The organism is Hathewaya histolytica (genome assembly GCF_901482605.1).
Taxonomy (GTDB): Bacteria; Bacillota; Clostridia; order Clostridiales; family Clostridiaceae; genus Hathewaya; species Hathewaya histolytica.
The window spans coordinates 479,606-502,939 of sequence record NZ_LR590481.1 but is presented as its reverse complement, the minus strand read 5'-3'; the positions used below and the strand labels follow the sequence as shown (position 1 = coordinate 502,939).

General features: G+C 27.1%; 20 protein-coding genes. 3 read left to right on the top strand and 17 right to left on the bottom strand.

Annotated features, from left to right (window positions below):
* Positions 1 to 40: 40 nt before the first annotated feature.
* The 8 genes from FGL08_RS02330 to FGL08_RS02295 form a co-directional block, all read right to left on the bottom strand.
* Positions 41 to 3,082 (bottom strand): insulinase family protein, encoded by a 3,042-nt coding sequence (locus tag FGL08_RS02330; protein WP_138209279.1) that lies wholly within the window; start codon positions 3,080 to 3,082, stop codon positions 41 to 43.
* Between the two features lie 163 nt (positions 3,083 to 3,245).
* Positions 3,246 to 3,797: a signal peptidase I gene (lepB, locus tag FGL08_RS02325; protein ID WP_138209278.1), complete on the bottom strand. Its 552-nt coding sequence runs from the start codon at positions 3,795 to 3,797 to the stop codon at positions 3,246 to 3,248.
* A gap of 69 nt (positions 3,798 to 3,866) precedes the next feature.
* The gene (locus FGL08_RS02320; RefSeq protein WP_138209277.1) at positions 3,867 to 5,243 is read right to left on the bottom strand and encodes an aldehyde dehydrogenase; all 1,377 of its coding nucleotides are present in this window, start codon (positions 5,241 to 5,243) and stop codon (positions 3,867 to 3,869) included.
* A gap of 46 nt (positions 5,244 to 5,289) precedes the next feature.
* Positions 5,290 to 6,192, bottom strand: coding sequence for a hypothetical protein (locus FGL08_RS02315; protein ID WP_138209276.1), 903 nt, complete (start codon positions 6,190 to 6,192; stop codon positions 5,290 to 5,292).
* A 232-nt stretch (positions 6,193 to 6,424) separates the two neighbouring features.
* On the bottom strand, positions 6,425 to 6,967 hold the full coding sequence (gene lepB, locus FGL08_RS02310; RefSeq protein ID WP_138209275.1) for a signal peptidase I: 543 nt from the start codon (positions 6,965 to 6,967) through the stop codon (positions 6,425 to 6,427).
* 355 nt (positions 6,968 to 7,322) lie between these two features.
* Positions 7,323 to 9,788 carry a heavy metal translocating P-type ATPase gene (locus FGL08_RS02305; RefSeq protein WP_138209274.1) on the bottom strand — a complete coding sequence of 822 codons (2,466 nt, stop codon included), beginning with the start codon at positions 9,786 to 9,788 and terminating at the stop codon, positions 7,323 to 7,325.
* Positions 9,789 to 9,799: 11 nt separating this feature from the next.
* Positions 9,800 to 10,063: a metal-sensing transcriptional repressor gene (locus FGL08_RS02300; RefSeq protein WP_138209273.1), complete on the bottom strand. Its 264-nt coding sequence runs from the start codon at positions 10,061 to 10,063 to the stop codon at positions 9,800 to 9,802.
* A gap of 221 nt (positions 10,064 to 10,284) precedes the next feature.
* Positions 10,285 to 10,542: a GlsB/YeaQ/YmgE family stress response membrane protein gene (locus tag FGL08_RS02295; protein ID WP_138209272.1), complete on the bottom strand. Its 258-nt coding sequence runs from the start codon at positions 10,540 to 10,542 to the stop codon at positions 10,285 to 10,287.
* A 393-nt stretch (positions 10,543 to 10,935) separates the two neighbouring features.
* Here FGL08_RS02295 and FGL08_RS02290 point away from each other — a divergent pair, with 393 nt between their 5' ends.
* Complete coding sequence (locus FGL08_RS02290) at positions 10,936 to 11,433, top strand: cupin domain-containing protein (protein WP_138209271.1); 498 nt, start codon at positions 10,936 to 10,938, stop codon at positions 11,431 to 11,433.
* Between the two features lie 335 nt (positions 11,434 to 11,768).
* Here FGL08_RS02290 and FGL08_RS02285 read toward each other — a convergent pair whose 3' ends face one another.
* Positions 11,769 to 12,719, bottom strand: coding sequence for a DUF6414 family protein (locus tag FGL08_RS02285; RefSeq protein WP_138209270.1), 951 nt, complete (start codon positions 12,717 to 12,719; stop codon positions 11,769 to 11,771).
* Between the two features lie 212 nt (positions 12,720 to 12,931).
* Positions 12,932 to 14,194, bottom strand: a complete 1,263-nt coding sequence (gene codA, locus FGL08_RS02280) for a cytosine deaminase (protein ID WP_138209269.1) — start codon at positions 14,192 to 14,194, stop codon at positions 12,932 to 12,934.
* Positions 14,195 to 14,453: 259 nt separating this feature from the next.
* On the opposite strand from codA, the gene FGL08_RS02275 reads away from it, so the two are divergent.
* A complete protein-coding gene (locus FGL08_RS02275) occupies positions 14,454 to 15,209 on the top strand; it encodes a creatininase (protein WP_138209268.1) in 756 nt (251 codons plus the stop codon).
* Between the two features lie 27 nt (positions 15,210 to 15,236).
* Entirely contained in the window at positions 15,237 to 16,145 is a 909-nt protein-coding gene (locus FGL08_RS02270) for a DMT family transporter (protein WP_138209267.1), read from the top strand.
* 41 nt (positions 16,146 to 16,186) lie between these two features.
* On the opposite strand, the gene FGL08_RS02265 is transcribed toward FGL08_RS02270, so the two are convergent.
* The 7 genes from FGL08_RS02265 to FGL08_RS02235 all read right to left on the bottom strand — a co-directional run bounded on the left by FGL08_RS02265 (position 16,187) and on the right by FGL08_RS02235 (position 23,114).
* On the bottom strand, positions 16,187 to 17,392 hold the full coding sequence (locus FGL08_RS02265; RefSeq protein ID WP_138211242.1) for a PucR family transcriptional regulator: 1,206 nt from the start codon (positions 17,390 to 17,392) through the stop codon (positions 16,187 to 16,189).
* A gap of 208 nt (positions 17,393 to 17,600) precedes the next feature.
* Complete coding sequence (locus FGL08_RS02260; protein WP_138209266.1) at positions 17,601 to 18,962, bottom strand: sensor histidine kinase; 1,362 nt, start codon at positions 18,960 to 18,962, stop codon at positions 17,601 to 17,603.
* Positions 18,953 to 19,612 (bottom strand): response regulator transcription factor, encoded by a 660-nt coding sequence (locus FGL08_RS02255; protein ID WP_138211241.1) that lies wholly within the window; start codon positions 19,610 to 19,612, stop codon positions 18,953 to 18,955. Before FGL08_RS02255 ends, FGL08_RS02260 begins: the two co-directional genes overlap by 10 nt.
* Before the next feature lie 98 nt (positions 19,613 to 19,710).
* Positions 19,711 to 20,466, bottom strand: coding sequence for a lantibiotic immunity ABC transporter MutG family permease subunit (locus tag FGL08_RS02250; protein ID WP_138209265.1), 756 nt, complete (start codon positions 20,464 to 20,466; stop codon positions 19,711 to 19,713).
* A gap of 1 nt (position 20,467) precedes the next feature.
* Positions 20,468 to 21,202 (bottom strand): lantibiotic immunity ABC transporter MutE/EpiE family permease subunit, encoded by a 735-nt coding sequence (locus tag FGL08_RS02245; protein WP_171011955.1) that lies wholly within the window; start codon positions 21,200 to 21,202, stop codon positions 20,468 to 20,470.
* Positions 21,203 to 21,204: 2 nt separating this feature from the next.
* The gene (locus tag FGL08_RS02240; protein WP_138209263.1) at positions 21,205 to 21,906 is read right to left on the bottom strand and encodes a lantibiotic protection ABC transporter ATP-binding protein; all 702 of its coding nucleotides are present in this window, start codon (positions 21,904 to 21,906) and stop codon (positions 21,205 to 21,207) included.
* 314 nt (positions 21,907 to 22,220) lie between these two features.
* Positions 22,221 to 23,114, bottom strand: a complete 894-nt coding sequence (locus tag FGL08_RS02235; protein ID WP_171011954.1) for a hypothetical protein — start codon at positions 23,112 to 23,114, stop codon at positions 22,221 to 22,223.
* Positions 23,115 to 23,334: the final 220 nt, after the last annotated feature.

Below are 23,334 nucleotides of genomic sequence, written 5' to 3'. Positions count from 1 at the left end.
GCTTTAAAAACTTTCTTTCTATTCTTTAACCTAGGAGCAATTAAATATCATCTATATTATTAAAAATTTCTCTTTCTTTTTCTATTTCAGATTTGTTTCCTATAACAGTAATATTGCTTTCTTTTAAACCTTCTCTAAACAATTTTTCATAGGATTTTATATCTTTTAGTTTTGTATTTTTTATTTCTTTTAATTCTTTTTCTATATCTTCTCTTTTTAAATCAGAAAAATACATATAGTCTGCAAAGTAAACCTTCTCTTCAATGGTATTTGTATGGCAATAAGGTGCTAATGTGCTAATTTTATAACTCTCTAATTCTTTCTCTGTAAGATTTAAATTTTTTATATACTCTGGTATCCCCCTATAAACATTTAAAGTTTGCTTTAAATTAGGATCCCTATAAGAAACTATTCCTATATCTCCTTTAGAATTAATAAGAGTATTTATACCATATGCCCCACCTTTAACCCTAACTCTAGGCCATAAATAATCTAAATCTAAAATATTTTTTAAAACTAGCATATTTCCGTTATAGTCTTGATTTAGATTCTTAAAGTTAAATCCTTGAACATTATACAAAACTCCTATATTTTTACTAAATGCTTCTTTTCCACCTTTAGGTTTAAACTCACTCTCACGTTTAGCTAATTCTTCTTTATTTAAATCCTTGGTAAATGATTCAAACTCATTCTGAAAAATCTTATATCCATTGTTATTAGTTGTTATGCTCACAGTAAGGTTATTTCTATTAACTATTGTATCTCTAACTTCTTCTAAATTTTTGCATATGAAATCGTATTTTTTATCAAAATTTTTATTTAAATCTTTTATAAATTCTATATAAGTAATACCCTTTAACTTTTCTTTATAACATTCACCTTTAGAAATTTGAGCAAGATTTCTATTTAAAGCTAACATATGTGGTGATAGATATGTCTCTTGTTCAAGTGAATCTTCTATACTTTTTAAAGCTACTTTTAGGATATTCTTATTAGTTATCTTACTATTTTGTATCTCTTCTTTTATTAAATCTAAAGTTTTTCCTGTATCTTCAGAAATAGTGAGGGCATATATAGCAAATTGAGGTCTTATTTTATTTGAATCTTTAGCTGAAACAAACATATTAGTTCCGTATTTTATACCTGTAGTATATTTTCTTTCTTTGTTGTACAACTCTGATGCCTTATATTTATCTGTTGGTATGTTACCTACTAAGGTAGTTAAAAGCTGAATGTATGGTATTTGTTCCTCTTGTACTGCTTCAGTATTGAAATACAAATTTAAAAGACTAGTATCTTCTGTATTGAACGGATGATATAAAACAGGTACTCCATTTTCCCTTTTTCTATTTAAAGACATAAGATCAACTTTGGGTTCTACATCTTTTAATTTTAGCCTAGGTATTTTTTCTAAGTCTTTACTATCACTTGGCGTATTAATCCATGTTTTAAGTTCTTTAGTTTCCTTTATTAACTTCTGTAATTCCTCTTTACTTAGAGATCTTTTTAGTTCATTTAATTTTTCATTCTCAATAAGTTTTTCTCTTTCTATTAAACCTTTTTCAGGCTTTAATAGCATTGTACTACTATGCTTATTTTGTATTAAATGCTTATTGATAAGCTCCTCAAAATAACGTGTTTTAGGTGCAGTTAATATTTTCATGTAATCCTTCTCATCAGTAAATACATTCATAGGACTCTCATCATATATCCATTTACTTAATATCATATGATTGTAGTTTGCTCCAGAATTACTTCCATATGAACTATTAAATCTAGAATTTATATTAACTTGATTTAAAGTTGTTTTTATTAAATCCTTATTTAATCCCTTATTATAAATATCTTCTAAAGTATTATTTACTATATTCTTAAATTCTGTCATTCTATTTTCTTCCGTATTTGAAGCTATAATAGTAAAGAAGGGTTGTTTTTGCTGAGTTACATATGCACCACTTATATTGTTAAATCCGTATTTTTTAAGGTTCTTAATCAGAGGTGAGTTAGGATTATTTAAAAGCATGTCATTTAATATGGAAATCCCAAGGTCTACATCTTTTGCCTTATCATTAATAGCAAAATTATAAGTTAAAAAACTTTTTCCTCCTACCTTCTCTTCTTTGGATATAGGATAGTTAAAAATGTCATTTCTTCTTTCACAGAAAGGTTTTTCCTCTTCTATAGCTGATTTTACTTCAGTTTTATTATATTTATTAAAATAACTTTTATCTAAAAACTCTAGCTTTTCTAATATATCTATATCTCCATATAAGAAAGTGTAACTATTAGATGGATGATAATATCTTTTATGAAAATCTTTTAGTTCTTCAAAACTAAGTTCAGTTATTTTTTTAGGATCTCCACCTGAGTTATGGGAATATATAGTCTTAGGGTATAAGCTTTTGCAAATAGACCTATAAATATATTCCGTTGGCGATGATAGTGCCCCCTTCATTTCATTGTAGACTACTCCATTATATTTTAATTTGTCACTCTCTTTGTCTAAATCATAATACCAACCTTCCTCTTTAAATATATTATTATTATCATAAAAAGAAGGATTAAAAACCATGTCTAGATATATATCCATAATGTTATTAAATTCTTTTTCATTAGTACTGCTAAATGGATATAGGGTTGTATCTGGGGTTGTTAGACCATTTAAATCTTTACTAACTGAGCTCTCCATAACTTCTTTTAAAAGTTGTTTTACAGGGTACTTTTTAGATCCTCCCACTAAAACACAATGCTCTAAAATATGTGCTGCTCCTTTATCATTAAATGCTGGTGTTCTAAAACCTATGGAAAAATACTTATTTGGATCTTTATTATCTAAATTAAATAATTTAGCTCCACTTTTTTCATGCTGAAAAACTCTCGCAACCCCTTTAATATCTTTTAAGTTTTTTTCTTCCACTAACTTAAATCCATGATATGTATTACCTACTTTTAAATTACTTCCACTCTTTTGATCTATGGTGTACGCTTTCACTTCATGTAAATTTAGTGAAAACGTGTTTACCATAATAGAGAATACTAGGATAAGTAACATAGAAACACTCTTAAACTTTCTTTGTCTCATAGACTCCCTTCCTTTCTTATTACCTCTTCTTCTGTAACTAATTTATAAATTATCTTATTTTGTGTTTTTTTAGCTTAATATATTCAAAATTCTTCTATGAAAATTTATATAAACAAAAAATCCAGTAAGAAATGACTCCTTACTGGATTTTTATAAAATTATTCTATTTTAATTTACCTATTCTATTAAAAGGATATACAACAATTCTTGCCTTACCTTTTATATCCTTACTAGATATATATGGTTCTTTCCAATACCTACTATCATTTGAACTGGTCCTATTATCCCCTAAGAAAAAATATTTTCCTTCTGGAACTTCAAAACTTCCTAAATTCATACCCTCGTAGTTCTCTAAAGGGCTAATTTGATTTTGAATATAAGGTTCATTATAAACTTTTCCATTTATATATAAAGTCCCATCCTTTTCTATGTTTATCTTATCACCAGGAAGTCCTATAAGCCTTTTAACAAACTTCTTATCATATTCTAAAGAGTCAAACACTATTATATCTCCTCTTTTTAGATTATTCTTTTTATAGATCCTAGTAGTTATTATTTTATCTCCAGGGGTTATAGTAGGATACATAGATCCTGTAGGTACTGATATAACATATCCTATAAATCTTGATATAACACCAGCTATTAAGAATGCTACCACTATAGGTAGTATCCAATTTTTTAAAAAAGTACTATATTTATTATAAGACGCACTCATATCATATTCTCCAGTATTATTTTAGTATATTTTCTCTTAATACTATTTTAGCATATTTTCTTGTTAATATTATTTTAGTATTCTTTTTATTAATTTTATTTTATCTTTATAAGGTGCATACCTAACTTTAATATCAAACAAATTACTCTTTTTTAGTATAGACTTTTTATGGGTAAATAATTCAAAACTTTCTTTTCCATGGTAGGCACCCATACCACTATTTCCAACTCCTCCAAAAGGTACATAGGGAGATGATACATGGATTATAGTATCATTTATACATCCTCCACCAAAAGATAAATTCTCTAAAACCTTTTTTTCTACTACTTTATTATTTGTAAATAGATATAAAGCGAGTGGTTTAGGCCTTCCACTTAATAATTTTATTGTAGAATCTAAATCCTTATACTCTATAATAGGAAGTATTGGTCCAAAAATTTCTTCCTGCATTACTGGATACATCCAAGAAACTTTATGTATTAGAGTAGGGCTCAGATATCTTTCCTCTCTATCATAATCCCCACCTACTATAATTTGACCTCTATCTAAATATCCTAATAACCTATCAAATTGATTCTTATTTATTATTCTACCAAAATCATCACTTAATTTAGGTTCTTTCCCGAAAAACTCTTCAATATCTTTTTTAATAAAATTTATTAAGTCTTCTTTTACATCTTCATGTACAAGCACATAGTCTGGAGCTACACAAGTCTGACCTGCGTTAAGAAATTTTCCCCATACTAATCTTTTTGATGTCTTTTCTAGATCTGCATCCTTGCACACAATACAAGGACTCTTTCCACCAAGTTCTAATGTTACAGGTGTTAAATTACAAGACGCTTTCTCCATTATAACTTTCCCTACTTTAGGGCTTCCAGTAAAGAATATATAATCAAATTTATGTTCTAAAAGTTCGCTTAAATATTCCCGTCCACCATCTTTTCCTACTACTGCAACATGTTCTTCTTTAAATGTTTCACTAATTAACTCCTCTAAAACCATTGAAGTAGCCTTGGAATATTTGGAAGGTTTCAAAATAGCACAATTCCCTGCACTTATAGCCCCTATTATTGGAGCCAAAGATAATTGAAATGGATAATTCCATGGAGATATGTTTAAAATAACCCCATAAGGCTCTTTATATATATAACTTTTAGTACCAAAATGCATTAAAGGAGTTCTAACCTTCTCTTTTTTTGCCCATCTCTTTATATTTTTAATGGCAACATTTATCTCCTCTATAACCATACCAACTTCTGTTTCATAGGCTTCAAAAGCTGATTTATTTAAATCATCTTTAAGTGCTTTTAGTATATTATCCTCATATTTTTGTATATTCTTTTTTAAATCTTTTAACTTTTTTATCCTATAATTTATATCTTTAGTTTTCCCACTACCGAAAAAGTCCCTCTGACTTTTTAATAGTATATCGATTTCTTTCATAGTAAGTCCACCTACATTCTAAATTTATACTTATAGAAAAACAGAATTATTTCCACAGATCAGTAAAGGAGCTTACCAAGCCAGAATAAGGATTTACTGCAACCATAATAATCTCTTGCGTGCTTGAACCTCCCTCTGATTTCTTAGGTATAATAACTTTATATCCATCTTTAGAGTTCTTTATTACTTTAACATCTCCTATAAGGTCTAAATTTTTTCTATCAATCTTACTTATAAAATCTAGAGCTATAGTCTTTGCTTTTTTTTCGTCTACTTTTTCTTCAGTACCCACCTCAGAATAATTATAATTATCTATTTTCTTTATTCTTCCACTATCTTTATCTACTAATAAGTTTAAATATAGATTTTTTCCATCAAATAATCCCATCCATGTACAAAACCAAAGATTTTCTGAAGTTTCTTCTATCCTTCGTTCTTCTATATTAAATGTAACATTAGGATCATTTTCTATATCTAATGCAAAATATTTTTTAAACACAGTCTTAGCAAACTTATTAACTTCTTCTTTACTATTTAGAACTATATTCCTCTTATCTTTATTATCTGTTTCGTCCTTATGTTGTTCTTCATTTTGTTGTAATTGAGGTTTGTTTTTTTCTTTACCATCTTTTAGTTGACCTTTACTTCCCCCATTACTAGAAGCTGTATCTTTATCTCGATTTTTAACTTCCTTATTATTTATAACTTCCTTTGATTTATCGGCTTTAGATTCCTTTCCCTTAGTTCCCTTTATATTTTTATCTTCTTCAACTCCATGTTTACCTTTCACACTTTCATTATTACTTAAAGTATTTTTGCGTACATTTTTTATGCTATCTATGTTAACAAAGGCTATGCCACTTTTTTTATTTAAAATACTTGTTCCTATTATTGTAACAAAAAAAATAGAGGTAGCCACACTTAATGCCATTTTTGCTTTTCTTTTCAAAAAACTCACCTTCTATCCCCAAATTTACTCCCTATTTCATTTTATTCAAACTTTTCTAAATAATTAACTAATATCCTATAACTTTATTATACATCAATAAAAAGAAGGAATAGTTACAGATTTATTAATATCTAATTAAATACCGTTATAATTATATATTTTTAAAAAAATAAAAGCCATATAAATATAAAAAATTTACATGACTTTTGACTAGTAATATATCCCTTAATTTTTATCTTAATTTACCCGTTCTTTTAAATGGTGTTAAAACAAATTGAGCTTTTCCCATTATCTTATCTTTACTTATATAAGGATTCTTCCAATACCTGCTATCCAATGAATCCTTTCTATTATCACCCATAAATAAGAAGTTATCTTTAGGAACTACAAATTCCCCCTTAACGTCACCTTGATTCACTATATAAGGCTCTAGTATCTTTTCTCCATTTATATATAGAGAGCCATCGCCATTAACCTTAACTTTATCTCCAGGCAATCCTATTAATCTTTTTATTAAATCTTCTTTAAGCTCATCAGAATGAAAAACTATAATATCTCCTCTTTTTAATTTATCCTTATTATATACTCTAGTAACCAAAATCCTATCTCCTGGTACAATAGCTGGATACATAGATTCTGTAGGAACTTTAATATTAAAAAACCAAAACCTATTTATTAATGTAGCTATAACCACTGCAGCTATAATAGGAACAAACCATTCCTTAAAATAGTATCCAAATCCATTATATGTATTCTTTCTTTTATTATCTTCCATTTTATGCAGTACCTCCTTTTAAGTCATAATTTTATAATTTCCCTATCATCTTATATTATCTTAATAATAAAATTTTAATCCTTAATATATAAATTATATACAATAATAAAAATTCATGCAAAGTATTTACAAAATAATCATTTGATTTTTACTAAATTTAACTTATTTTATTATAAACAATCTTTTACTATATACATATTATATTCACATATTTATATAAAAATCACTTTAATTAAGCACTAATAAAATTTAATATGATTATAACATTATGCTGATAATACTACTGTAAATTCTACTATGAGATAATAAAAATTCAGATGGAGCTTAAAGCCCCATCTGAAAGTAAAAGTCCTATCTAATTCACTCTTTTAAAACTTTTTAATCTTAAAGCATTTAGAAGTACTGATACAGAACTAAAACTCATAGCAAGTGCTGCTATCATAGGATTTAAAAGTTTTCCACCAAATGCATACCATACCCCCATAGCTACAGGTATTCCTAAAGTATTGTATGCAAAAGCCCAAAATAAATTTTCTTTTATATTTCTTATGGTCTTTTTACTTAAATCTATAGAAGTTGCTACATCCATTAAATCACTTCTCATTAAAACAATATCTGCAGATTCTATGGCAACATCGGTACCTGATCCTATTGCCATTCCTATATCTGCCATTGCAAGCGCTGGTGCATCATTTATTCCATCTCCAACCATGGCAACTTTTCTTCCTTCTCTTTGAACTTTATTAACTTCTTCTGCTTTATTATCTGGTAATACTTCAGCAATAACTCTATCTATACCCACTTCTCTTGCAATAGCCTCTGCCGTATTTCTATTATCTCCTGTAAGCATAGCTACTTCAATACCCATTTTATGAAGAGTTTCTATTGCCTTTTTAGAATTTTCCTTTACTGTATCTGCGACAGCTATTATTCCTAATACCTTTTCATTACTTGCTATATACATAGGTGTCTTACCTTCCATAGAAAGCTTTTTAGAATCGTGTTCAAAGTTACCTAAATCTATGGAATACTCATTCATAAGCTTTAAATTGCCTAGGAAAAGCTTTCTATCTTCTATTAATGCTTCTATACCTTTGCCAGATATAGCTTTAAATTCCTCTACCTTTTTAAGAGTTAAATTTCTCTCCTCTGCAGCCTTAACTATAGCCTCTCCTAGTGGATGCTCTGAACCTTTTTCAGCACTAGCAGCTAGTATTAAGATTTCATCTTCATTTATCTCATTACATAATATGTCCGTAACTTTCGGATTTCCTTCTGTTATAGTTCCTGTTTTATCAAAAATTATAGTTTGAATTTTATGGGTTGTCTCTAGTGCTTCACCACTTTTTATTAAAACTCCATTTTCAGCACCCTTTCCTGTACCTACCATAATAGCTGTAGGCGTTGCAAGTCCTAGTGCACATGGGCATGCTATTACTAAAACAGATATAAATATAGTTAAAGCAAATATAGGTCCTTTTCCTACCATATACCATGTTAAACCTGAAATTATAGCAAGTCCTATGACTACAGGTACAAAATACCCAGAAATTATATCTGCCATTTTAGCAATTGGAGCCTTAGAACCTTGTGCATCTTCCACTAACTTAATTATTTGAGCTAAAGCTGTATCTCCACCAACTTTGGTAGCTTTATATTTTATATATCCATTTTTATTTATTGAAGCTCCGATAACCTTTGAACCTACAATTTTTTCAACTGGAATACTCTCACCTGTAAGCATAGACTCATCAACAGATGTTGAACCTTCAAGTATTTCTCCATCCACGGGGAACTTTTCTCCAGGTTTTACAATAACCACGTCTCCAACTAATACTTCATCTATAGGTATTAAAACTTCTTCCCCATCTTTTAATATAGTAGCATTTTTCGGCGCAAGTCCCATAAGTTTTTTTATAGCTTCTGATGTCTTCCCTTTAGTTACACTTTCCAAATACTTACCTAAAGTAATTAATGTAAGTATGGTAGCTGCAGACTCAAAATATAAATCCATAGTATAATGGTAATTTCCCTTAGAAATTTGGTATATAGCAAAAAAACCATAAATAATTGCCGCTAAACTTCCTATAGAAATTAATGAATCCATATTTGGGTGTCCTGTAAATAAGGATTTTAACCCAACTTTGTAAAATTTCTTTCCAGATATAATAACAGGTATTACAAGAATTAGTTGAGTTAGTGCAAAATTCATAGGACTTACTTCGGGATTTATTAAATTAGGTAAATGAAGTCCCATCATATGACCCATAGAAACAATTAAAAGTGGTACCGTAAACATAGAAGACACTATAAATCTCTTCCAGAGATTTTGTATTTCTTTTTTCTTTCCATCTTGATGAGTATCTTGGTTCTCTCCTTTTTCTTCAAAAGCCTTAAAACCAGCTTTTTCTACTGCATATATTATATCACTAGCTCTAATAATTCTATTATCATATTCTATAGTTAACTTCTCTGTGGCTAAATTAACCCTAGAACTTTCAACACCCTTTAATTTTCCTGTAACTCTCTCTACTGCCCTTGAACAAGAAGCACAAGTCATTCCTTCTATCTTAAAGGTTTTAATTACCCCTTTGCCTTTAACTTCTGTAACTTCTTCTATAGCTTTATATCCAGCCTTATCTACAGTTTTTATTATATCTTCCTTAGAAAGTTTTTCTTCGTTATAATATATACTTAATTTTTCTGTAGCTAAATTAACTGAAGATTTCTCAACCCCTTCTAACTTTCCAGTGACTCTCTCTACTGCCCTTGAACATGCAGCACAGGTCATTCCTTCTATCTTAAAAACATCAGTTTTCATCATAATCCCTCCTATTTCATAAGTTTTTCTATAATACCACCTATTTCTTTCATTTTTTCCTCAGCACTATTATTTTTTATTGCATCTTTAACACAGTGGTCAAGGTGAGCTTTAAGTACAATACTATTAGATTTTTTAAGCAATGCCATAGATGCCATAATTTGATTTGATATATCTATACAATATCTATCCTCTTCTATCATTTTTATAATTCCATCTATTTGACCTCTTGCAGTTTTTAATAACTGTAGTGTTTTTTTATTTTCACAATGCATACTCTTCCTCCTTAAATCATACACCCCTCCCCCCAGGGGTATCTCTTATTTATAATTTAACACTAAAATTAAATTTTGTCTAGTATATCTTTTAGATGCTGTAACTTTTTTATATTAGATTCTTCATTGTAGTATTTTAAATAAAATAAAAAGCATGGAAAATTCCATGCCTTTTATTTTATAAAAGTAATTTTAAAGTTCTTTATTTACCTAACCTAATACTATTTATTAGTTCTCTTAAATGCATTAATTATAGCAAGTAGTATTATAGCTCCCACTACAGCTACTATGGCACTCCAAATATTGAAGCCTGTAATTCCTTTGCCTCCAATAAATCTAAATATCCATCCACCAATAAATGCACCAATTATACCAACTATTATGTTTGCAAAAGCTCCCATTTCAGAATCATTTCCTGTGAACTTACTTGCAATCCATCCAGCTAAAGCTCCTAGGATAATCCATGCTAAAATATTCATAATAATTCCTCCTTATTATCTTTTATTCTTTGCTAGGCATAAATTATTATTTGTTAATAATATTCTTTCTAATCAAATTTTATGGTATTTCATAAATAAACTTAATAACTTATCTTTTTTACATCTTTAGAGTTATAAGGGTAACTTTAACATAATAAATTAGTGATGCTTTTAAGAGTAGGTTATAAGTCTAATTTACCCAAAAATAAATTGAATATACATAAATTAAATTTGTGATTATAGTAAATAACGTAAGTACTTATATTTTTGTTATAAATTTTACACCTATTTACATATTACTATTAGAATTTTTTTATAAAATTATTAATTTGAATTTTATGTTAAAATTAATATATAATATTAAGGAAATACTAAAGAAAAAGGAGATTAAATATGATAAAATCTGCTGATTATTTTATTAAAAATTTAAATATGATTTCTCATCCAGAAGGTGGATATTATAAAGAATCACTTATATCAGATGAAACTTTAAATTTAAATAGACATGATAAAAAAATAGAAAGAAATCTTTGGACTAGTATTTATTTTTTATTACAAAATGGAGAAGTATCTAATTTCCATAGATTACAGTCTGATGAACTTTGGTATTATCATAGTGGTTCTTCACTTACTATTTATATGATAAGTCCAGAAGGAAAACTTACTAAAAAATTTTTAGGTCTTAATTTAGAAAAGGGAGAAACTCCGCAAGTCTTAGTTCCTAAAGGTTATATTTTTGGCTCTGCCATGAACAATGAAGATTATGCCTTAGTAGGATGCATGGTATCACCGGGCTTTCATTTTGACGATTTTGAATTAATAAAAAGAGATGAATTATTAAATATGTATCCTGAACATAGATATATAATAAAAAAGTTAACTAGAGAATAAAACATAATGCCATAAGAAATAGTATTTCTTATGGCATTATGTTTTATTGTTAAATAAATTCTTCTGCTCTTTTTAAAATTTCCTCTTTATTTTGAAAATATATATGTTTGGATACCATATATATTTATTAATAAAGCTTCCCACATAGCACTTCAAAGAGCAACACCATTAATATATAATACTGTTTTTTTTGTTCTTTTATTTGTACCTACTTTATTTATGTGGATAGGAATGGAATTAAAAAACTTATATGATATAGAATAACTGACTTCATAAAAATAAGTTATTTTATTGTAAATATTAAATTAATGTGTGTAAATTAATTTATTAAAATTTTAAAGATACATAGCTATCGGTATAACCTGTATAGCAGGACATTCTATATCAATAACTAAGTTATTAGGCATTACTATATTATTTTCTTTTAATACAGCTAAATACGGTGATATTGAATCTAAAAATTTTCTATAATAATCACTCATTCCTGTTTTGGATAAAAGACATATTTCTTCACCCTTTTTAGGCATTTTTATTACCTTACCAAAAACTTTACAAGCAGTATCACAGGTATCATACATATAGGCATGTTTATCAGAAAAATAATCTAAATTTACATTTAGTACAGCTCTACATTCACCTATATTGGTTACCATATTAACTGTATCATTCTTACACAGATAAGAACTTAATAGCTTTAATTGTTTTAATATCACTGAATAATTTGTAAGATTGTTTTCATTTTCTTTTTTCTCAATTAATTTATCTAACTCTGTGCAATCATAACACTCTAAAATATCTATAATATTATTAACATCATTTAATAACGATAAGGAACTCATACCACAATTAAATTCAACATATTCACCACATTTTATATCTTCATTTATAATATCCTCTTTTGATATTTCTCTAAACATATGATCTCTAAACATAGTATTTTTTAAATTATTAAATATAGAAAAGTTGGTACTTATTTTTCTTAGAGTAACTTCATTTGTATTCGTATTGGAACCTTCTATATTCCCTGAAAAATCCTTACTATTGAACTTTGAACAATGTGTTGAAAAGTCATATTCATTATCATCATTGGGCACCTTATAACTACCAGAAGTTTTTTCAGCAAAATCCTTTCCAGTTTTATTGTAATTTTGAAGTTTCAAATGTTCAGTATCACCTCTAACAAACCGTACAGATGTGCTTTCTATAGAACCATCTATAAAAATAGAGTGAAGGTCTAAAACTAAACCTCTATTTAAATATATAGGCATAAAAAAGTTATCTTTCAAGAAACACACACCCCTAACTATATTTTAATAGTATATTTAGGATTATATGCTTATTAGTTAATATTAATTAATAAATTTCAATTAAACCTAATTTAGTCACTTAAATTTAATATATCTAATTATAAGTTTAATTTTCTTTCTTTTATGAATTAAATTTATATAAAAAAGTAGAGATCAAGCTAGTATTAACTTAATCTCTAATTTTATAATTATTATTTTAATAAAGATATATTTGTATCAATTATTTGTGGCTGTTTCTTAAATAAAAATTCACCTTTTCTAACGGAACAATTAATTCCTACTCTTTCTAATATTGCATCAAATTCATTCTTAGCGTTTAATGCTATAAAGTTAGCGTCTTTTCCAACTTCTATTCCGTATTTATCTTCTATATTAAGAGTTTTAGCACCGTTTATTGTAATTAAATCTAATGCATTATTAATTTCATCAAAAGACATCATATGACAGATATGAATTCCAGCATCTAAAATGGCCATTAAATTACCATTTCCTAATGGATACCATGAATCTGAAATTGAATCTTGTGCAAAACAAACATTAATTCCTGCATCATTTAGTTCTTTAACTCTTGTAAGTCCCCTTCTTTTTGGATATGTATCATATCTTCCTTGTAAGTGTATGTTCTCAGTTGGACAAGATATAAAGTTCATTTTTGATAATCCTAAAAGTTTAAATAATTTAAATGTATAAGCATTATTATATGAACCCATAGCACAAGCATGACTTGCTGTTGTTAGCTCACCGATTCCATTCATATAAGATTCTGCTGCTAATAATTCAACAAATCTTGATTGTTCATCATCAGTTTCATCACAATGAACATCTATTAATTTATTATACTTCATAGCAAGTTCTACAGTTTTCTTAATAGATTTTTCTCCCATTTCTCTTGTAAATTCAAAGTGAGGAATAGCCCCTACTACATCTGCACCCATTTTTAATGCTTCTTCCACTAATTTATCTCCATCTTTATATGAATACATACCCTCTTGTGGAAATGCGATAATTTGTATATCAACAAGATCTTTAACTTCTTCTCTTAATTCCATAATAGCTCTTAAGCAAGTAAGTTTAGGATCTGTTACATCAACATGAGTTCTAAGATATTGAGTTCCATGTAAAATCTCTTTCTTTAACGCAATTCTAGCACGTTCCTTAATTTCATCTATTGTCATATTTGCTTTTGTTTCAGACCATCTTTGAATTCCTTCAAAAAGAGTACCTGTCCCATTATTAGCACCTGGAGTACGGGCAGTATACACATAATCTAAATGTATATGCGGATCAATATAAGGTGGAACAACAAGGTCTCCTTGTAAGTCGTAAGTTTCTACATCTTTATATTTTATAGAAAGATTTTGTCCTATTTCTTTGTAAACTCCATTTTCAACAAGTAAATCAACTAATGTTTCATTTCCTTTTAATCTAGCATTTTTAAATAAAATCGCTTTCATTTAAACAATCTCCTCTCATTTTGTGTGTAGTAGTTTGCAATAGATTACTAGCAAATTGAAGTTTAACATTATTTTTATGTATAGTCATTGTGCTAAAAGCACAATAATACCTCAATATTAATGTGCATTAAAAAAACATATTTTTACTTATATATTTGTATCTTTTGTACATTGAATGTATTATCCATTAAGAGTAAACTTGGTTAAGTATTAAAGACTTGATAAAATTTGTCATGAAAAAGTAAAAGGAGATGTTATTATGTACGAAAATGTAAAAATGACACATATGACATGGAAAGAATTCGAAAAGAAAAAAGATGGTGTAATTATTCTACCAATAGGCTCTACAGAACAACATGGTCCTCATTTACCAACTTGTGTAGACACAGTATTAGCTGAAGGATTCGCTTACCGTATAGCCGAAAATTTAGATGCTGTGGTTGCCCCAACTCTTTCATATGGATATAAATCAAAACCTTTAAGTGGTGGTGGCCCTTTATTTCCAGGAACAATTGACTTAAATGGAGCTACATTACAAGTTTTAGTTATGGATATAATAGATGAATTTGTTCGTGATGGATTCACAAAAATCTTTCTTTTAAGTGCCCACTTTGAAAATGAAGCATTTATCGTAGAAGCTATGGACTTATGCTCTCAAAAATATGGTGATAGAGTACAAATTCTTTTAACCAACTGGTGGGATCCAATGTCACCTGATGTAATTGATAAAGTTTTTGATGAAGTTCCATTCCCAGGTTGGGCTTTAGAACATGCAGCTGTTACAGAAACTTCATTAATGATGTATTTTGCACCAGAACTTGTTAGAGAAGATAAGATATTAGATACTGAGAATGCTAGCCCAGCAACTTATTATAGATATCCAATTGAAAAGGATATAGTTCCGGAAACTGGAATACTTGCATCAGCTAAATCCTCTTCAGCTGAAAGAGGAAAAATAATAGTTGATGATGTTATTCCAAATATACTTAAAATTGTTGAAAAAGCTTTTAAATAAAATTACGCTGAGAAAAGTGGTTATATTATGAAAACAAAAGGAACAATTCTTACAATGTTGTCCTCTATTACCTTTGGATTTGCTTTCACACTTGGACCTATGACTTATGGAACCCAAGGTAGCAATCCTGTAACATTAACTTTTTTAAGAAACTTTTTAAGTTTACCATTTTTACTAGCTATTATTTTACTTTTAAAAATAGACTTAAGAATAACAAAAAAACAGTTAAGAGACTTAGTAATACTAGGATTCATTGGAAATGCAATTACAACATTGATGTTAAATATGGCTTTTGCCCATATAGATGTGGGAATAGTAACTCCAATACATTTTACTTACCCTATATTTGTAACTCTCGGTTGTGTAATATTCTTCCATGAAAAATTAAGTAAGCAAAAGATTCTAGCACTAATAATAGCTATGTGTGGTATAGGATGTTTCTTTATATCAGCATTGAATTCTGCATCACTTGGTTCTAGTACACTACTTGGATTAATCTTAGCAATATCTTCAGGTGTATTTTATGCATTCTATATTATATTCATGGATAAAAGTGGTTTAAAGGCTGAATCACCATTTAAGATAACCTTTTATGTAGCAACTGCTTCATCTATAGGCATGTTCTTCTATGGATTAATTACAAAAGAACTAGTTTTATCTTCTTTAACAACTAAGGCATGGTCTATATCTGCAATATTTGCATTTTTATGTACAGTAGTAGCTCTATCTCTATTACAAATTGGTATAAAGCACATTGGAGCAAGTGAAGCTGCTGTTATAAGTACCTTTGAACCGATAACAAGTGTAATCTTTGGATCACTATTACTAGGAGAGAAAATAACACTAATAAAAATTATTGCGTGTATATTAATTTTTGCAGGTGTTTTGATATTGTCTATTTCTAAAACTGAAATACCAAAAGAACAAAACATATAGCAAAAAATATAAAAACCTGTGACAATTATTGTCACAGATTTTTATATTTTATTTTTTAAACCAAGGAACTCATAAATCAATATACTATTAAAAAGTTCTAAGTCCGTCATAGCATCATCTAAATCTCTTTGTAGAAGATCTTTTATTGTTGATAACCTATAAATTAAAGTATTTCTATGAATAAAAAGTTCTTGAGAAGTTTTCATTAGATGTTTATTATTCTGAAAATAACATTTTAAAGTTCCTAGCAAATCTACTCCATGTTTTTTATCATACTCTAAAATGGGTCCTAAATTTTCATAACAATATTGATCAATATCCTTAATATCTGCCAATTCAACTAATAGCCTAACAATTCCTAATTCATTATATCTAATAACCTTTGAATTTTTGTTGTATATATTAATCATAGATAAAGCTTTAAATGCTTCTTTATAACTTATTTTTATTTCCGAATCTGTTTCCCTAATACGACTAAAACCTAAATTAAATTCAATAGAAGAATATCTTGAACTTACAAGATTAAATATAGCTTCAACTGCTCCGGATGATTTTTTTGCTTCTTCATAATCATTAGTAAATATTAAACAAGTTAAATGATTTCTATATTCCATGGAAACCAAATTACAGTGCTCATAATTTAAGATATCTTTCAAAGAACTAACTATATGTTTGTTAACTTCCTCCATACCATGATAAATATTAGATGTACTTTCCATTTTAAATATACAAATATAATAAAAAGGTCTTAACTTTATATTATAAAATTCTCCTAAAGCTTGAATATCTTGATGTATCTGCTTACGTGAAAAAAGAAGAGCTTCAAGAAAATGTTTTGCATTCTTTGATTCTTCCTTTTTCTGTTCCATTTTTAGAAAAATCTCTTGTATAATATCTATTAACTTAATATCCCAAGGCATTATAAATAGAGGTAAGTTTTCTTCATTTGCTCTATCTATAATCTTTTTTTCTATTCTATCTATGTACTTATCATCAATTAAAATTACAACACCAGAAAGTTTTTTATAAATACACTCTTCTAATAAAGATAGCATACTATTACTATCTTCCTCTAAACAGTTATATGTAACAAATAATAGTTCCCCCCCATAGAGCCATTCTGAAATAGATTCTGTCATCCTAGCATAAGGCCAAGAAATTTCACGATTCAATCCATCCTCACCTGCTAATAGTTTCGCCCTTGAAAAATGACTAAGTTCAAATAAGTCTCCACAACAAAGAGTCATAAACCCTCCCCTTCTTCCTAGTAAATAAAATTTTTTATACTCTACAACTTTATTTTGCTTCCTACATTTTAACATTTTCTTTAAAAATGTACTAGATTTTTATAAGTTATTTTTAAGCATAATTCTCTTTTTATAAGAAATCTTAAAAATTAAAATATCCTAGATAAATTAAGCACCTAACTTTAAAGTTAGGTGCTTAATTTATACGCTAATCACTTTTTATTTTAAAAATAACTTCTGCCCCTAAAGTTTCTTTGGAATTCCCCAGTATAACCTCTCCTCTATGTTCTTTAGCAACAACATTTACTAAATACAACCCTATTCCATAATGATTATTTCTCGATCTACTTTTATCACCTTGATAAAACATATTACTTGCATTTTTTATATCTTCCTTATAAAATCCTTTTCCTTCATCAGTTATTTTAAAATATAAGTATTCATCCGTAAAAAAAATATTTAAATATACTGTACCTTGCTTTGGAGAATAATCAAAGGCATTACTTAAAACATTCATTATTGCCCTATATATATATCGTTCATCACCATAAATAAAATCGGGAATATTTAAATACTCACTTTTTAATTTTATTTCTTTGGTCTGAAATAGTGAAAGTGTATCTTTTTCTATTTTCCTTAATAAATTATTTATATTAATTTTATTCTTTTGAATTCTAAGTTTTTTTCCATTATGTATGGCATTAGATAATATTGAAATATAATTTTCTATTTCATTAACTCCATTTAGGATAAATTCTCCATACTCTTTATCTTCTTCTAAAGACTCACTCTCCAAAAGTAATTGAGTATTTCCCTTAATAATAGTAAGAGGGGTTTTTATATCATGGGATAGTGCTGATAATTGTTCTGTTTTTATCTTTTCTTCTTCCCACTTCTTTTTTAATGTGTCTTTTAGTTCATCTCTCATATCTATCATGGAATCTAAAATTTCATTAAATTCCTTAATTTTAGCCCTTTTCGCAGTAAAATCTAAATTTTGAATATGAATTTGCTTTGTTGTATTTAAAAGTGGTATTAACTCTGTTTTTAACTTTTTTGAAAATATAATTATACTAATTACACATGAACTTAATAAATTTATTATTATAAATATATATAACATTTTTTCTGGAGATAAAAAAATATCATTTAATTTATTACTTGTATAACTGACTTTTAATTTATATTTTAAAATACATGAATTACTTTTTCCTTTTATATACACAAAGTAATTTACCTTCCAATCATTTTTATCATCTATAAAATTTAATGCATCTTGTACTTCCTCAGATTTAAAATTAGTACTTTCAATATTATTATTTTTATCAAAAATAATATATGATAGATTCTTAGGTATATCACCTTGTTTTATAACTGGTAATCTTTCTAATTTAGGTTTAATTTTTTTAGCTTGAAGCTCGTAATAATTTGCAGGTTTAACTACATTATTATTACTTAATATACCAATAATCATCCAGGGCGTAACAAAAGACAGTATAATACAACTAACAATTGTAACTAAATATTTTAAAAAAAATCTTTTTAAGGTTATTTCTTTACTTATTCCCATTTATATCCTACACCCCATATAGTTTCTATTGGTGCCATATTAACTTTCTCAAATTTCATTCTAATATTTTTAATATGCACTGCTATAGTTACACTGTCACTTTCTCCTTCATATCCAAATATAGCAACATATATTTGCTCCTTTGTAAAGACCTGGCCTCTATTTTTAGCTAAAAATTCGCAAACCCCATATTCCGTCTTTGTAAAATCAATCTTTCTATCTTCTACACATATCTCTTTACTACTTAAATTTATAAATACTCCTGATAGCAACATAGCATTCTTTTTTTCTCTTTTTTCTCTTCTAAGATGTGCTCCTATTCTTGCTCTAAGTTCATTTATATTAAAAGGTTTTAAAAGATAATCATCCCCGCCTATACTCAACCCTTGTAAAACATCCTCTTCTAGAGTTTTAGCTGTTAAAAATATAATCGGAGCATCTGTAATTTCTCTGATTTCCTCACATAAGGTAAAGCCATCAATTTTAGGCATCATTACATCTAGAAGTATAAGATCATATTTTTTTATCTCATTAAAATTTATTTCCTTTGGATTACTTACTCCTATAACTTCATGTCCATCTTTTTTTAATGCATTTCTAATTAAAATTAAAATGTTACGTTCGTCATCAATAGCCAATATCTTGCCCAAAATATCACCCTCTATTTTCATATTCTCTTAGCCATATAATAATTATTATTTATGTCGACCACAATAGAGATATCTTTAAAACTAGATATTTTAAGTTATTAATTTTTTCTTCCTTCCCATCTTTTTATCCAATTTATTGAACAAGTAATCAAAATAATATTTAATATTATTAACATAATATATGATGTAAAACAGCTTACATTTACATTGATTCCAAAACTTTTCCATAAAGAAATTTGAGATATTTTTACTGTAAAAGCGTGTGGAAGGTACTTCCAAGAACTCCATTTATCTAATTCATTCATGTTTCCAATTAATAACACAAAAACACTTTCAAAAACACTTAATATTAAAGATGCTCCCATTCCAAAACGCATTCCTACAACAATATGAAAAACATAAGTAAATATATTTCCTATAATAAAAAATATAGAAACCTTTAAAAATAAATTCATTAATCCTTCTATATAAATTCCTTGAGCTGTAAAACCTATGAAAGTAGCAATCCATAAAAGTAAACATGATATGCAGCCCCATATTAAAACATAAATTATAAAGGAGCAGAAACTAACTGTTCTTGATGTACCTATTCCTAAAATCCATCTATAATACCCTGACTTTTCTTCGATACCAAGAAAAAGGCTCGTTGTAATACCTATTAAAATTGGAAATATAATTGTAGCACACTCTATTATCAACTGTAACCTCTTTACATTCTCAACAGTAGGATAATTATAAAAATAGAAATTAAATATTAGAGCACCTAAAATTGGAACTATAATATGAATCCAAGGAATTGTAGTATGTCTTTGCTTTATAAAATTTCCTTTAACTCCTCTTAAAACACTATTCATATTATTTTACCTCCTGTCTTTCAAAAAATTTAGCAGTAATATATAAACCTATAACTGTAACTATTACTATGGCTAAGAATCCCTTACATACAGTAGGCATACAATTTTGTATATTAGATTGAGTATAAAGACCATTAATATCTAACCCTATTATTTCTTTTACTAGCCTTCCAGTATAACAATGAGGTATTAAAAACCAAAAAGATCTTTCAGCACATACCACTGGTAAAAAGAACCCTAAAATACAATTAACAAAAACTATAGCAGCAAACCCAAACTTTTTAGATATATATAATAAAATAGGTAATTGTGGTAAAGTACCAATCCATATTATTAAACAACCTAAAAGTATTTCTTCAATTGAAAATACTATTCCGTTTATACCTAATAACTTTGGTAACAATACTATAAAAAATATAATAACTTGTGTTAATAATAAATACATACCTAAAACTATATTCTTTCCTACCCACGCTTTTTTCAAATTTATAGGAAGTAAATATAATCCATTATAATTACCTGCTTTTTTCTCATTCTTATCCATAAGTGACGCCGAAATAGCTATAACTCCTGGTAAAAAGAAACTATACCACCAATAGAAAACCATATTTTGCATATTTAAAGGTCCACCAAAAAGTGTGGCCATAACCCCTGTTAATAATGGTGCAATAAAAATTATCTTCTTAGTAAAAGTACCTTTTAACTTTATATTTTCAGAAATAATATATTCTTTCACGATTATCCTCTCCTTGTTTCCTGTACTACTTTCATAAAGAGTTGTTCTAAATTTTCCTCTTTATTAATCTTTCCTTCATAACCTAAAACTCCATTGTTAATAATTCCTATGTGATCACAGATCAATTCAATTTCTGATAATATGTGGCTAGATACAATTACAGTAATCCCTTCTTTTGGGAAACTCTTAATTAAATCTCTAAGCTCCTTTACTCCTATAGGATCTAATCCATTAGTAGGTTCATCTAAAATTAATAATTTAGGTGAATTAATTAAAGCAATTGCAATTCCTAATCTTTGTTTCATCCCCATAGAAAATTGCCCTACTTTTTTCTTACCAGTATTAACAAGATTCACTATATTTAAAACTTCATCTATCCTTTTTTCTTCTAATCCTAGATAAGTAGTATATATCTTTAAATTTTCTCTAGCAGTTAAATTTTCATATAAAGCAGGATGTTCTATTAATGCTCCAATATCATTAAGATCATTTCTAGTCCACTCATGTCCATTAAATAAAATTTCTCCTGATGTCTTTTTTAACAGTCCTGTAAGCATTTTTAATGTTGTTGATTTACCTGCTCCATTAGGTCCAAGTAATCCATAAACAGATTCTTCTTGAATTTTTAAATTTACATTATTTACTGCATTAAATCCTTTGAACGTTTTAGTTAAATCTCTAGTTTCTAAAATTAATTTACTCATTTCCAAAGCCCCCTATCTGTTTCTGTTTATATAGTACTTTCTAATTTTAAAGATTCTTTAAAGATTTCTTATTATTTTTTTAATATTTATTTTTAATAACCTAAAAAGAATTTTAAACATAAAAAATACACCAGCTTCTTTTGCTAGTGTATCCTTTACGTGTAACTTTTTTATTTTCCTTTAAATATATATCAAAAAATTATTTAAATAAATTATACTAAGCTTTTCCATTATAAAAAACTACATTACCTAGATATTTAATAATATCATTTTCTTCATTGATATCCATATATGAAAAAGAAATATTTTTAATACTAATTACGGCTATACTTCTTACAAAAAAACTTAATTGATAAAAACTCAATATAATATGCTAAAATATTTAGCAAAACTATAATGAAATATTTAGATATAAAATTATTATTAAATTCAAATATATTAAATATGATCTTTATATTTAAAAATACTATTAATATAAAAAATGAAGCTTTAATAGAATTAATTCCAAAATTTCTACTATATACAGCTATTAAGCTACAATATCTAATCCATGATAATAAAAGAAGTGTAAGTATGAAATTCTGAAATAACCCTACAAAACTAATATCCAATAATATATTTACAACTATCATTATAATTGTAGATATTAATGATATTACAAATATAAAATTAGATTTTTCTATAAGTATTTTGAATTTATCCGCTTTTATATTAAATTTCTTTAAAAGATTGTAATCTTTCTCAATCAATATTTCTTTCATATTAGAGAAAATTGATACTTTAACTAATATAAAATTTAAAAATGAACATATTAGATATATTATAGCTATGGATTCTAATTTCTCAATTGTTCCGCTAGGTCTATCTTTTAAAATAGTAACACAATAAAAGCAAAATATACCTAATTGCATTATCAATACCATGTAAAAATCTAAACCTTTTTTTCTCATAAAGGAACATATATCTTTAATTAATATTTTAGTATATATATTTTTACTCTTTACCCCTAACATCTTATCCCATAAGTTGCTTTTAAAATATGAGTTATCCTCAATAGTTTCCATTATTAAATATAAGTTTTTTCTTATAAATTTTAATATATATTCATATACTATTAAGTTTACTAAACCCATTAATGTAAGTAGTATAATATTTCTATTGGAATATAAGTTAAATATAGTTTTTTGTTTTTGTATTAACTCTACCATAATTTTACTTACTATACTAATATGCATTTTAAATGTAATAAGAAAAAAAATTATTAGAGATAAGATATATATAATCTTTATAAATATATTTTTTCTAGATAATTTTTCTATGTATCGTATTAATTATACAATTATTAGATTAAGTAAATAAAATTGAATTATATTTTTTTTGATTTTTTAGTTATCCATTCAAAAGATAATATTTCTTTTATCATTGTAT

Coding starts and splice junctions, on each gene's coding strand:
- FGL08_RS02330 (WP_138209279.1), bottom strand. CDS start 3,082: ATGAGACAAAGAAAGTTTAAGAGTGTTTCTATGTTACTTATCCTAGTA.
- lepB (WP_138209278.1), bottom strand. CDS start 3,797: ATGAGTGCGTCTTATAATAAATATAGTACTTTTTTAAAAAATTGGATA.
- FGL08_RS02320 (WP_138209277.1), bottom strand. CDS start 5,243: ATGAAAGAAATCGATATACTATTAAAAAGTCAGAGGGACTTTTTCGGT.
- lepB (WP_138209275.1), bottom strand. CDS start 6,967: ATGGAAGATAATAAAAGAAAGAATACATATAATGGATTTGGATACTAT.
- FGL08_RS02305 (WP_138209274.1), bottom strand. CDS start 9,788: ATGAAAACTGATGTTTTTAAGATAGAAGGAATGACCTGTGCTGCATGT.
- FGL08_RS02300 (WP_138209273.1), bottom strand. CDS start 10,063: ATGCATTGTGAAAATAAAAAAACACTACAGTTATTAAAAACTGCAAGA.
- FGL08_RS02295 (WP_138209272.1), bottom strand. CDS start 10,542: ATGAATATTTTAGCATGGATTATCCTAGGAGCTTTAGCTGGATGGATT.
- FGL08_RS02290 (WP_138209271.1), top strand. CDS start 10,936: ATGATAAAATCTGCTGATTATTTTATTAAAAATTTAAATATGATTTCT.
- codA (WP_138209269.1), bottom strand. CDS start 14,194: ATGAAAGCGATTTTATTTAAAAATGCTAGATTAAAAGGAAATGAAACA.
- FGL08_RS02275 (WP_138209268.1), top strand. CDS start 14,454: ATGTACGAAAATGTAAAAATGACACATATGACATGGAAAGAATTCGAA.
- FGL08_RS02270 (WP_138209267.1), top strand. CDS start 15,237: ATGAAAACAAAAGGAACAATTCTTACAATGTTGTCCTCTATTACCTTT.
- FGL08_RS02265 (WP_138211242.1), bottom strand. CDS start 17,392: ATGACTCTTTGTTGTGGAGACTTATTTGAACTTAGTCATTTTTCAAGG.
- FGL08_RS02260 (WP_138209266.1), bottom strand. CDS start 18,962: ATGGGAATAAGTAAAGAAATAACCTTAAAAAGATTTTTTTTAAAATAT.
- FGL08_RS02250 (WP_138209265.1), bottom strand. CDS start 20,466: ATGAATAGTGTTTTAAGAGGAGTTAAAGGAAATTTTATAAAGCAAAGA.
- FGL08_RS02240 (WP_138209263.1), bottom strand. CDS start 21,906: ATGAGTAAATTAATTTTAGAAACTAGAGATTTAACTAAAACGTTCAAA.
- FGL08_RS02235 (WP_171011954.1), bottom strand. CDS start 23,114: ATGGTAGAGTTAATACAAAAACAAAAAACTATATTTAACTTATATTCC.